Consider the following 11,720-nt stretch of genomic DNA (forward strand, 5'->3'; position numbering starts at 1 on the left):
CGCCTGAGAATGCGCACACCGTACGCCCAGGACGAGGAGCTCGGCAAGACCCCCGGGAACGACGGAGGAGCCCGACGATGCGGGCTCCTCCGGAGGGTCTGACGGGCGGTGCGGCTACGCGTCGAGCGAAAAGTCGGCGCCGAGCAGTTCGAGCTTCGTCAGGAAGTTCTCGTAGCCGCGGCTGATGATGCCCACGTTCGAGACCGTCGAGGTGCCCTCGGCCGAGAGCGCCGCGATCAGGTGCGAGAACCCGCCGCGCAGGTCCGGCACCACGATGTCCGCGCCGTGCAGCTTCGACGGACCGGAGATGACGGCCGAGTGCATGAAGTTGCGCTGGCCGAAGCGGCACGCCTGCCCGCCGAGGCACTCGCGGTGGATCTGAATGGTCGCACCCATCTTGACCAGGGCGTCGACGAAGCCGAAGCGCTGCTCGTAGACGGTCTCGTGGACGATCGACACGCCCTTCGCCTTGGTGAGCGCCACGACGAGCGGCTGCTGCCAGTCGGTCATGAAGCCGGGGTGCACGTCGGTCTCGATGATGACCGGCTTCAGCTCGCCACCGGGGTGGTAGAAGCGGATGCCGTCCTCAGCGATCTCGAACGCGCCGCCGACCTTGCGGAAGACGTTGAGGAACGTCGTCATCTCCTGCTGGCGGGCGCCGCCGACGAAGATGTCGCCGTCGGTCGCGAGGGCCGCGGCCGCCCAGGAGGCGGCCTCGTTGCGGTCGAACAGGGCGCGGTGGGTGTAGCCCTCGAGGCGGTCCACGCCCTCGATGCGGATCACGCGGTCGGTGTCGACCGAGATGATGGCGCCCATCTTCTGCAGGATGTTGATGAGATCCATGATCTCGGGCTCGATGGCCGCACCCGACAGCTCGGTGATGCCCGAGGCGCGCACCGCGGTCAGCAGCACCTGCTCGGTGGCGCCGACGCTGGGGTAGGGCAGCGCGACCTTGGCGCCGTGCAGGCCCTCGGGGGCCGACATCCGGATGCCGGAGGGCAGCTTCTCGACGATGGCGCCGAAGTTGCGCAGCACCTCGAGGTGGTAGTCGATCGGACGGTCGCCGATCCGGCAGCCGCCGAGGTCGGGGATGAACGCCTCGCCCAGGCGGTGCAGGAGCGGTCCGCAGAAGAGGATCGGGATGCGGCTGGAGCCGGCGTGCGCGTCGATGTCGGCGAAGTGCGCCGACTCGACGTTCGAGGGGTCGAGGATCAGCTCGCCCACCTCGGGGCCCTGCTGCACCTTCACTCCGTGCACCTCGAGGAGGCCCTTCACGACGCGGACGTCGCTGATGTCCGGGACGTCGCGCAGCGTCGAGGCGGTCTCGCCGAGCAGCGCCGCGACCATGGCCTTGGTGACGAGGTTCTTCGCGCCCTTGAGCTCGATGCGGCCCTTCAGCGGGCGACCGCCGTTGATCGTGATCCGCTCGGTCATCATCCCCACCCGCGCCCCGGACGCCTTCGCGTCCTGGAGGGCCTTCGCATCCTGAAGAAGTGTGTTCACGCTATTTCACCGGCAATGTCTTGGGCCGCCAGCTCTCGCGGCGGGTCTCGAATTCGGAGATGCGCGCTTCGTCGCGCAGAGTCAGACCGATGTCGTCCAACCCCTCGATCAGGCGCCAACGAGTGTAGTCGTCGACCTCGAAGGGGAAGGACTCGCCACCGGCGGTGACCGTACGCGCAACCAGATCGACGGTCAGTTCTATTCCCGGCTGCGCGTCGATGAGCTCCCAGAGGCGCTCGATCGCCTCCTCGGCGACCGCCGCGGCGAGCAGCCCCTGCTTGCCGGAGTTGCCCCGGAAGATGTCGCCGAAGCGGGAGGACAGGACGACCCGGAAGCCGAAGTCGCGCAGCGCCCAGACCGCGTGCTCGCGGCTGGAGCCGGTGCCGAAGTCGGGACCCGCGACGAGGATCTGCGCCCCCTGGAACGCCGGCCGGTTGAGGACGAAGTCCTCCTCCTGGCGCCAGCCGTGGAACAGCGCGTCCTCGAAACCGGTCTTGGTGACGCGCTTGAGGAACACCGCCGGGATGATCTGGTCGGTGTCGACGTTGCTGCGCTTCAGCGGCGCGGCGATGCCGGTGACGGTCTCGAACTTGTCCATGATCAGGCCTCCACCAGTTCTCGAGCGGGCTCCAGATCGGAGGGACTGGAGAGGGTGCCGCGCACGGCGGTCGCGGCGGCGACGAGCGGGGACACGAGGTGCGTGCGTCCGCCCTTGCCCTGGCGTCCCTCGAAGTTGCGGTTCGACGTCGAGGCGCAGCGCTCTCCCGGGGCGAGCTGATCCGGGTTCATGCCCAGGCACATCGAGCAGCCGGCGAACCGCCACTCCGCGCCGAAGTCGGTGAACACGCGGTCCAGGCCCTCGGCCTCGGCCTCGATCCGCACGCGGGCGGAGCCGGGCACCACCATGACGCGCACGCCCGGCGCCTTGGTCCGGCCCTTGATGACGGAGGCGAAGGCCCGCAGGTCCTCGATGCGGGAGTTGGTGCAGGAGCCCATGAAGACCGCGTCCACCGGGATCTCCTTCATCGGGGTGCCGGCCTCGAGGTCCATGTACTCCAGCGCGCGACGGGCGTTGGAGCGCTCGTTCGGGTCGGCGATGGCCTCCGGGTCCGGGACGGACTGCGACAGCGACACTCCCTGGCCGGGGTTCGTGCCCCAGGTCACGAAGGGCTCGAGCGCGTCGGCGTCCAGCACGACCTCGGCGTCGTAGGAGGCGCCCTCGTCGCTGGGCAGCGTGCGCCAGTAGGCGACCGCCTCGTCCCAGTCCTGACCCGAGGGGGCGTGGGGGCGGCCCTTCAGATAGGCGAAGGTCGTCTCGTCGGGGGCGACCATGCCCGCGCGGGCGCCGGCCTCGATCGACATGTTGCAGATCGTCATCCGGCCCTCCATCGAGAGCGCGCGGATGGCGGAGCCGCGGTACTCGAGCACGTAGCCCTGTCCGCCTCCGGTGCCGATCTTCGCGATGACGGCCAGGATGATGTCCTTCGCCGTCACCCCCTCCTTCAGCTCGCCCTCGACGGTGATCGCCATCGTCTTGAACGGCTTGAGCGGCAGGGTCTGCGTGGCCATGACGTGCTCGACCTCGCTGGTGCCGATGCCGAACGCCATCGCGCCGAACGCGCCGTGCGTCGAGGTGTGTGAGTCGCCGCAGACGACGGTGATGCCGGGCATCGTCAGCCCGAGCTGCGGGCCGACCACGTGCACGATGCCCTGCTCGATGTCGCCCAGCGAGTGCAGGCGGACGCCGAACTCCTCGGCGTTGCGGCGCAGCGTGTGGATCTGGGTGCGGCTCGTCAGATCGGCGATCGGCTTGTCGATGGCGAGGGTCGGGGTGTTGTGGTCCTCGGTCGCGATCGTCAGATCGGGGCGGCGCACGGGGCGGCCGGCCAGGCGGAGTCCGTCGAAGGCCTGCGGGCTGGTGACCTCGTGCACGAGGTGCAGGTCGATGTAGATGAGGTCGGGGGTGCCGTCCTCGCCCTTGGCGACGAGGTGGTCGTCCCAGACCTTCTCGGCGAGGGTGCGCGGCCGGGCGGTCCCGGACTCGATGGAGGTGTCGTTCATGACGGGTTTCTCTTCCTCAGGAATGGTGGTCAGCCCACGGGAGACACCGCGACGAGGGAGGCCTGTCAGATCGAGGTCTCGTCGCGGCGGAGAAGAAGGAGCCGGCCGGTCAGCATCCCCAGAGACTAGCACCGCGGCGGCCCTGCTCCCGGGGACGCCACGAGGCCGCTCCCGGCCGATCGCGGCGGAGGATCCTCGCGGCTCAGCGCCGCTGCTCGAGGACCGCGTCGATCACGACCACGGTCACGTTGTCGCGCCCGCCCGCCTCGATCGCGGCGCGGACGAGGGCCGCGGCGAGGTCGGGAGCGCCGATCGCGCCCGCGTCCCGGCGCGCGAACAGAGCGGCGATCTCGGCGTCCGAGAGCTCCTTCGTCAGACCGTCGGAGCAGAGCAGGTAGCTCGAGCGCGGGAGGACCGGCAGGGTCCAGACGTCCGTCTCGACCTCGTCGTCGGCGCCGAGCGCGCGGGTGACGATGTTGCGGTCCGGATGCGTCTCCGCGAGCTCCCGGGTGAGCAGGCCCGCCGAGACGAGTTCCTGCACGGCGGAGTGGTCGACGGTGAGCTGCTCGAGGTCGGACCCGTCCCAGCGGTACGCGCGGGAGTCGCCGACGTTGAACAGCGCCCAGCGCGCGGGCCCCGCCCCGTCGGGCCGCACCAGGGTGAGCCCGGTGAGGGTGGTGCCGCAGAGCGCTCCTCCGACGTCGAGCCCGCGGACCGCGGCGTTCGCGGCCTCGACGAGATCGAAGACGGCGTCCACCTGTCCGATGACCGCGGGGGTGTTCGCCCGCAGGGCGTCGACGGCGGTGGCGCTGGCGAGGTCGCCGCGCGCGTGACCGCCCATGCCGTCCGCGACGGCCAGGAGCAGCTCGTCGGCCAGCAGCGCGTCCTCGTTGACGCGCCGCACGTTCCCCACGTCGGTGCTGCTGGTCACGCTCAGGTGAAGCACGCCCTGGGGCAGGTCGACGTCCAGGGGGGTCATCCGGCCGTCACCTTTCGTCGGAGGGACGCGTCGCGTCGGCGTCCGCCACGACCTCGGGGTGCCCGTCGTGCATCTCGATGTGCGCGTGCTCGCGCCGCATCTTGACGAGGCTCGCCAGCGTCGCGACCGCCATGCTCACGATGATCACGGCGAGGGACGTCCAGGTGTCGATGTCCCACACCGGCACGGGCTCGCCGCCGTTGATGAAGGGGAGCTCGTTCTCCTGCAGGGCGTGCAGCACGAGCTTCACGCCGATGAAGGCGAGGATGAACGCGATGCCGTACTTGAGGTACTCGAGCTTGTCGATCAGGCCGCCCAGCAGGAAGTAGAGCTGGCGCAGGCCCATCAGGGCGAAGATGTTCGCGGTGAAGACGATGAACGGGCTCTGCGTGATGCCGAAGATCGCGGGGATCGAGTCGAGCGCGAACAGCAGGTCCGTCGATCCGATCGCCAGGAACACGATCAGCATCGGCGTGAAGAACTTCTTTCCGTCGATGACGGTGCGGATCTTCGAGCCGTCGAAGCTGTCCGAGATGTTCACGCGGCGGCGGAGCAGGCGGATGAGCAGGTTGTCCGTGCCCTCGTCCTCGTCCTCCTTGCCGAAGGCCTGGTTGTAGGCCGTGTAGACGAGGAACGCGCCGAAGAGGTAGAAGATCCAGCTGAAGCTCTCGATCAGCTGCGCGCCGAGCAGGATGAAGATGCCGCGCAGGATCAGCGCGATGATGATGCCCACCATCAGCACCTCCTGCTGGTACTTCGGCGGCACCGCGAAGCGCCCCATGATGATGACGAACACGAAGAGGTTGTCGATCGAGAGGCTGTACTCGGTCAGCCAGCCCGCGAGGAACTGACCCGCGTGCTCGCCGTCGCCCAGGATCAGCATCAGCAGGGCGAAGATCAGCGCGAGGCTGACGTAGAAGGCGACCCAGAGGCTCGACTCCTTCAGGCTCGGCACGTGCGGCCGCTTGTAGACGATCAGCAGGTCGGCGGCCAGGATCAGCGTCAGGCCGATGAAGGAGCCGACGACGAACCAGACGGGCAGATCGAGCATGGGGGCCTTTCAGGGGTGAAGAGGATGCGGCGGAGCGGGTCCGCAGGCGGACCACGCGGACGGGGTCCGGCGCTCGCCCCGCCCGGCGCGCGCGGTGCGGCGTGATCGGAGGGAGCGGGAAGGCCGGTTCGCTCCCCTTCGCGGTTGCGATCCTACCGTCGGCGGCGTGCCGCGGGAGGGGTCGGCCGGGGTTCCGCGGGCCCCGCGATCGTCGCCGGATCCGCTCGGCCGAGGCGTGGGAAGCGCTGTTAACGCAGAAGAACCCCCGGCCTGAGCCGGGGGTTCTCCTGGTGTTGCCGTGGTGACCCCAGCGGGATTTGAACCCGCGTTACCGCCGTGAGAGGGCGACGTCCTAGGCCGCTAAACGATGGGGCCGCGTTTTTGCAACTCGAAGAGTGTTGCACACGGATCCGCATCGATGCAAATCGAGGGGGCCGCCTGCCCGACCGGTGGGAATCTCAGCGCGGACAGCCCCCCTCCGGGGCGCGGGACGCAGGGCACCCGGCTCCTACGCTCGAGGTCCCCCCCCCACCGCCGATCGGCGGGGGCACGTCCCCGAGGAGCCGTCCGATGCCGATCCGCCCGCACTCCCGACCCCGACTCCTGACCGCGATCGCCGCGCTCGGAGTGGTCCTCTCCGCACTGCTCGCCGCTCCTGCGGCGGCGGCGGCGCCGACTCCGCCGTCGATCACCCTCTCCCCCGCGTCCGGTCCGGTCGGGACGACCGTCGTCGTCACCGGCGCGGCCTTCCCGAAGAAGACGAGCGGATCCCTGACGGTGCTCGGCACGTCCGTCCGGATCACGACGAACGGCTCCGGAGTCTTCCAGGCGCCGATCGCGATCCCGAGCGCGCCGGCGGGCCCGACCACGATCACGGCTCGCGCCGACACCGCCTCGTCGACGGCGGTCTTCACCGTCACCGCTCCTCCTGCGGCACCCGTCATCAGCAGTGCCCGGCTCCGCTTCGGAGTCACCACCCCCGGTGGCGCCTCGGCGAACGCCGAGCTCGACGCCGTGGCGACGCTGGCGGGCGAGAGCCCGTCGATCGTCGTCTCGTACCAGGACTTCGGGCAGCCTGCTCCGCTCGCGGACCTGAACAGCGTCGCCGCCCGCGGCGCCACCAGCCTGATCACCTGGGAGCCCTGGCGCTGGGGCGGCGGTGTCGACCAGCCCGCGTACTCCTCCGCCCGCATCCTCGCCGGCGACCACGACGCCTACCTCACGAGCTGGGCGCGGGACCTCGCCGCCTGGGGCTCGCCCGTCCTGCTCCGCTACGCGCACGAGATGAACGGCGACTGGTACCCCTGGTCGGACGGCGTGAACGGGAACGCTCCGGGCTCCTACGCGGCCGCCTGGAACCACGTGCACGCGATCTTCCAAGCGCAGGGCGCGACGAACGTGCAGTGGGTGTGGAGCCCGAACGTGCCCTACTCCGGCTCGGTGCCGCTCGACACGCTCTACCCGGGTTCCGCCTCCGTCGACGTCCTCGCACTCGACGGCTACAACTGGGGCACGGCGACGACCTGGAGCTCCTGGACCACCGCCGGCGCGCTCTTCGCCGAGGGACTGGATCAGGTGCGGTCGCTGTCCCCCGGCACCCCGATCATCATCGGCGAGACGGCGTCCGCCGAAGCCGGCGGCTCCAAGGCCGCGTGGATCAGCGACCTGGTCGGGTACCTGAACGTCCAGCCGGACGTCGTCGGCCTGGTCTGGTTCCACCACGACAAGGAGGTGGACTGGCGGATCGACAGCTCGCCCTCCTCCGCCGCCGCGTTCGCCGGCGCCCTGGCCGCCCGCCGGGCGTGACGGCACCGCCTCGCCTGACGGCACCGCCTTGCGACCGGGCGGCGAGGGCGGTTAGCTCGGAGCCATGCGACTGACCAAGCTCGAGCACGCCGCCGTCCTCGTCGAGGAGGCGGGATCCCGCCTCGTGATCGACCCCGGAGCCTTCACCCGCCCCGTGGAGGGCACCGCCGAGACCGTGGCCGTGGTCCTCACCCACGAGCACCCCGACCACTGGACGCCCGAGCAGCTCGAGCGCCTGCGTTCGGCGAACCCGTCGATCCGCTTCTTCGGACCGGCGGGGGTCGCTGCGGCCGCCGAGGGCTTCGCCATCGAGACCGTCTCGGACGGCGACCGCGTCGAGGTCGGACCGTTCGAGCTGCGGTTCTTCGGCTCGCGGCACGCGGTCATCCACAGCTCCATCCCCGTGATCGACAACGTCGCGGTGCTGGTGAACGGGCGCTTCTACTACGCGGGCGACTCCTTCACCCGGCCCGACGGCGTCGACGTGGAGATCCTGGCCGCCCCCTCCGGCGCTCCCTGGATGAAGATCGCCGAGTCGATGGACCACGTGCTGGCCCTCTCTCCGCGGCACGCCTTCGCGACGCACGAGGGAGTGCTGTCCGAGGCCGGCCGGGGCATGGGCCACGACCGCCTCGGCTGGGCGACCCGCGAGGGCGGCGGGGAGTACCACGCGCTCGAACCCGGCGACGTCCTCGAAGTCTGAGCTCAGCCCGCGGAGGTGTACCCGGGGACGTCGGTGGCGCGGACGGTCGCGAGGTCCTCACCGAACTCGAAGCGGAAGCGCGCGTGCTCGCCCCGGAGCAGCACGCCCGGGAGCCACCAGCGCGCGTCGTCCCACATCCGCTCGTAGGGGACGGAGTGCAGCGGGACGAACTCGGCGGCGAGCTCGGCCGACTCCGTCACCTCGCCCCGCCAGCGGCGGCAGAGGAAGACGTGCGAACGCTGGCTCCACGCGGGCCGGTGCGGGAACGAGTAGTCGAGGATCCCGTGCGCGACGAGATCGCCCGGTTCGGCGTGCAGCCCGACCTCCTCGGCGAGCTCGCGCACGGCGGCCTCGATCGGCGACTCCCCCGGCTCGAGCTTCCCGCCCGGAGCGACGACCCGGCCCCGTCCCAGACCGCGGCGCTTCTCGCCGAGCAGCACCTCGACGGTTCCGTCGCTCTCGCGCAGCACGTAGACCACGCACACCTCGGGCAGTGGAGTCACCGCGCACCTCCGCTCCGCGCGGGCCGGAGGCCGCTGACCGCCGTCGTAGGCTAGCCCGGTGACGACCACCTCCGCGCTCGAGCGCTTCCAGGCCCTGCTGCGGGTCGACACGGTGTCGCACTCCGACGAATCCGCGACCGACTGGTCGCGCTTCGAGGTCTTCGTCGAGCTGCTCGAGCAGTTCTACCCCGCCCTGCACGGCTCGCTGGAGCGCGAGATCGTCGCCGGGCACTCGCTGCTCTGGCGCTGGCGCGGCACCGTCGACGGCGACCCCGCGGTGCTGATGGCCCACTACGACGTCGTCAGCGTCACGCCGGAGGACTGGTCGAGCTCGCCGTTCGCCGCCGACACCGTCCTGCGGCCCGACGGCCGCACGTCGGTCATCGGACGGGGCGCGCTCGACGACAAGGGCTCCCTCGTGGCCCTGCTCGAGGCGGTCGAGGCCGCGGTGCTGCGCGGTGAGCGTCCCGAGCGCGACGTCTACCTCCTCTCGACGCACAACGAGGAGACCGCCGGCGACGGCGCCCCCTCGGTCGTCGCCCTGCTCGCCGCCCGCGGCGTGCGGCCCCGCTTCGTGCTCGACGAGGGCGGCAACGTCCGCCGCGGCATCCTGCCCGGCGTGACCACTCCGATCGCCGTCGTCGGAGTGACCGAGCGCGGCATCATGAACCTCGAGCTGACCTGCCGAGACGCCGGTGGCCACGCCTCCGCTCCCCCGCCCTTCCCGGGGCTCCTCGCCACGCAGCGGCTCGCCCGAGCCATCCACCGGCTGACCGAGAACCCGTTCCCGTCCACCCTCCCGGAGCCGATCGCCGAGCTCGTGCAGGCGGCGGCTCCGCACGCCGACGCGGCGCACGCCGTCTGGTACTCCCACCCCCACGAGCACCCGGACGCGGTGATCGGCGCTCTCGCCGCGCACTCCAACCGCTCGGCCGCGATGCTGCGCACCACCGTCGCCGTCACCCAGCTCCGCGGCAGCACCGGGGCCAACGTCCTCGCCTCGACCGCCAGCGCGGTCGCGAACGTCCGGATCAATCCGGGCGGCACCGTCGCGGGCGTGGTCGCCCGGATCCGCGACGTCATCGACGACCCGCAGGTCGAGGTCGAGGTGCGGGTGGCGCACGAGCCCTCCCCGGTCTCCTCGACCGGCGAGCCCGGCGACGGCGGCCCGTACGACGTGCTGCGCTCCGTGATCCGCGAGGTGTTCCCCGAGGCGATCGTGGCGCCGTACGTGCAGACCGGCGGCAGCGATGCGCGGCACTTCCACGCGATCAGCGACGGCGTCTACCGCTTCATCCCCTTCGAGATCAGCCCGCAGCAGCAGCTCGGCATCCACGGCGCCGACGAGTCGATCGAGGTCGACCAGTTCGAGCGCGCGATCGTGTTCTACGAGCGGATGCTGCACCGGCTCTGAGTCGACCCGCCCTCGTTCCTGCGGTTCGCGCCGGTTCCTGGGAAAAGCGTTCGATGACGCGCCGTGCCGCGTTGGCCCCTCGTTCACCCCGCGATGATGGACTGGCGTCAGCGGGTGCAGTCCTGGATCCCGCGTCGTACCTTCGCTAGTGTCGATGCTGGAACAACCGATTCAGCTCCCGCCGATCGTGAAACCCGAGGATCATGACCGTCCGTCAGGCCGAGTACCCGCGGCCCAACCACTTCATCCTTCATCTCAGCGACACGCACTTCATCGCGGGCGACGGAGGCCTCTACGGCTCCGACGTCGACAGCGAGGCGCAGCTCCGTCGGCTCTTCGACGAGCTCGAGGAGTCGGGTGGGCGCCCCGAGGCGATCGTCATCACCGGTGACCTCGCCGACAAGGGCGAGCCGGAGGCGTACGCCAAGCTCCGCGCCGTCGTGGAGCCCGCGGCCGCCCGCCTCGGCGCCGAGGTGATCTGGGTGATGGGCAACCACGACGACCGCGGCGCGTTCCGCTCGGGACTGCTCGACCAGCTCCCCACGACGCAGCCCGTCGACCGCGTGCACGACGTGAACGGGCTGCGCATCATCGCGCTCGACTCGACCGTGCCCGGCGCCCACTACGGCGAGATCTCGGGCGCGCAGCTCGACTGGCTCGCCGAGGAGCTGGCGAGCCCCGCTCCGCACGGCACGATCCTGGCGCTGCACCACCCGCCGGTGCCGTCCGTGCTCGACCTCTCGGTGCTCGTGGAGCTGCGCGACCAGCCGGCACTGGCCGAGGTCCTCGAGGGGTCCGACGTCCGCAGCATCATCGCGGGGCACCTCCACTACTCCTCCACCGCCACCTTCGCGGGGATCCCGGTGTCGGTCGCCTCGGCCACCTGCTACACCCAGGACCTCAACGTCCCGGTCGGCGGCACCCGCGCGCGCAACGGCGCCCAGGCGTTCAACCTCATCCACGTCTACGATGGCACGGTGCTGCACTCGGTCGTGCCGATCGGCACCTCGACCGAGGTCTCGTACGTCTCCGCGAACGAGACCGAGCGGATCCTCGCGGCCGCCGGCGTCGAGATCGCCCCGGCCACCGCGGCCCCCGTCACGCGCGACGAGGCGCTCTACCCGCCGCTCGAGGAGCGCGTCGGCGTCAGCGCCTAGGGCGAGGCTCGGACCGAGGAGCCCTCGCAGTGGGAGTCCTTCTCGCTGACCGAGCGGCCCTTCCTTCTTGCTGATCGAGTAGCCCGCGCAGCGGGCGTATCGAGATCCACGTCCACCCGCAGCCCCCGCCTCCGGACTGTCCCTGGCGCATTCCGCCGCCACCTGGCGCGATCGCCCCCGCAGTGTCGGTGGTCGCTGGTGTCATCCTCGTATGGTTCTCCTGGATGTCGAAGCGAAGCCCGCGGGCGGCGGTCCGAGCGTGCGCGAGTGCTTCGACGACGCCCTCGTCGCCGCCGTCGGAGCCGCCTGCGCGGTCGACGCGTTCCGTGCCCGGGCGGAAGCCGAGCGAGCGGAGCTGATCGAGCTCGCCCGCCGCACGGCGATGACGCTCCCGGATGCGCTCGTGGATCCGAGCGTGCAGGCGCACGTCGAACGCGAGGAGGCCGCGATGCGCGCCCTGATCGCCGAGCTCGCGACAGGCATGCGGGTCTCGGAATCCCTGGCAGGCGTCCTCGTGGAGGAGAGCCGGATGCTCGTCAACGA

General features: G+C 70.9%; 11 protein-coding genes and 1 tRNA gene. 5 read left to right on the forward strand and 7 right to left on the reverse strand.

Going from position 1 to position 11,720, the window contains the following annotated elements:
- Window positions 1–114: 114 nt before the first annotated feature.
- The 6 genes from murA to ASF48_RS14375 all read right to left on the reverse strand — a co-directional run bounded on the left by murA (window position 115) and on the right by ASF48_RS14375 (window position 5,969).
- The gene (murA, locus tag ASF48_RS14350; RefSeq protein WP_200931021.1) at window positions 115–1,434 is read right to left on the reverse strand and encodes a UDP-N-acetylglucosamine 1-carboxyvinyltransferase; all 1,320 of its coding nucleotides are present in this window, start codon (window positions 1,432–1,434) and stop codon (window positions 115–117) included.
- A 70-nt stretch (window positions 1,435–1,504) separates the two neighbouring features.
- Window positions 1,505–2,101: a 3-isopropylmalate dehydratase small subunit gene (gene leuD, locus ASF48_RS14355; protein ID WP_055793035.1), complete on the reverse strand. Its 597-nt coding sequence runs from the start codon at window positions 2,099–2,101 to the stop codon at window positions 1,505–1,507.
- 2 nt (window positions 2,102–2,103) lie between these two features.
- A complete protein-coding gene (gene leuC / locus ASF48_RS14360) occupies window positions 2,104–3,564 on the reverse strand; it encodes a 3-isopropylmalate dehydratase large subunit (RefSeq protein ID WP_055793038.1) in 1,461 nt (486 codons plus the stop codon).
- Window positions 3,565–3,766: 202 nt separating this feature from the next.
- Window positions 3,767–4,543 (reverse strand): PP2C family protein-serine/threonine phosphatase, encoded by a 777-nt coding sequence (locus ASF48_RS14365; protein WP_055793041.1) that lies wholly within the window; start codon window positions 4,541–4,543, stop codon window positions 3,767–3,769.
- 7 nt (window positions 4,544–4,550) lie between these two features.
- Complete coding sequence (locus ASF48_RS14370) at window positions 4,551–5,594, reverse strand: TerC family protein (RefSeq protein ID WP_055793045.1); 1,044 nt, start codon at window positions 5,592–5,594, stop codon at window positions 4,551–4,553.
- 299 nt (window positions 5,595–5,893) lie between these two features.
- A tRNA-Glu gene (locus tag ASF48_RS14375) sits at window positions 5,894–5,969 on the reverse strand.
- A 195-nt stretch (window positions 5,970–6,164) separates the two neighbouring features.
- On the opposite strand from ASF48_RS14375, the gene ASF48_RS14380 reads away from it, so the two are divergent.
- Together ASF48_RS14380 and ASF48_RS14385 are read left to right on the forward strand one after the other, a co-directional pair.
- Window positions 6,165–7,400, forward strand: coding sequence for a glycoside hydrolase family 26 protein (locus ASF48_RS14380; RefSeq protein WP_055793048.1), 1,236 nt, complete (start codon window positions 6,165–6,167; stop codon window positions 7,398–7,400).
- 64 nt (window positions 7,401–7,464) lie between these two features.
- Window positions 7,465–8,103, forward strand: a complete 639-nt coding sequence (locus ASF48_RS14385) for an MBL fold metallo-hydrolase (protein ID WP_055793050.1) — start codon at window positions 7,465–7,467, stop codon at window positions 8,101–8,103.
- Between the two features lie 2 nt (window positions 8,104–8,105).
- Here ASF48_RS14385 and ASF48_RS14390 read toward each other — a convergent pair whose 3' ends face one another.
- The gene (locus ASF48_RS14390; RefSeq protein WP_162238038.1) at window positions 8,106–8,606 is read right to left on the reverse strand and encodes an 8-oxo-dGTP diphosphatase; all 501 of its coding nucleotides are present in this window, start codon (window positions 8,604–8,606) and stop codon (window positions 8,106–8,108) included.
- Between the two features lie 58 nt (window positions 8,607–8,664).
- On the opposite strand from ASF48_RS14390, the gene ASF48_RS14395 reads away from it, so the two are divergent.
- From ASF48_RS14395 to ASF48_RS14405, 3 genes are all read left to right on the forward strand, one after another.
- Window positions 8,665–10,020, forward strand: coding sequence for a M20/M25/M40 family metallo-hydrolase (locus ASF48_RS14395; RefSeq protein ID WP_055793057.1), 1,356 nt, complete (start codon window positions 8,665–8,667; stop codon window positions 10,018–10,020).
- Window positions 10,021–10,223: 203 nt separating this feature from the next.
- Window positions 10,224–11,177, forward strand: a complete 954-nt coding sequence (locus ASF48_RS14400) for a phosphodiesterase (protein ID WP_055793059.1) — start codon at window positions 10,224–10,226, stop codon at window positions 11,175–11,177.
- Between the two features lie 211 nt (window positions 11,178–11,388).
- Window positions 11,389–11,720, forward strand: a 332-nt coding sequence (locus ASF48_RS14405; protein ID WP_055793062.1) for a hypothetical protein, incomplete at its 3' end; no start/stop codon positions are given.

Source organism: Rathayibacter sp. Leaf299, assembly GCF_001423055.1.
GTDB classification, from domain to species: domain Bacteria; phylum Actinomycetota; class Actinomycetes; order Actinomycetales; family Microbacteriaceae; genus Rathayibacter; species Rathayibacter caricis.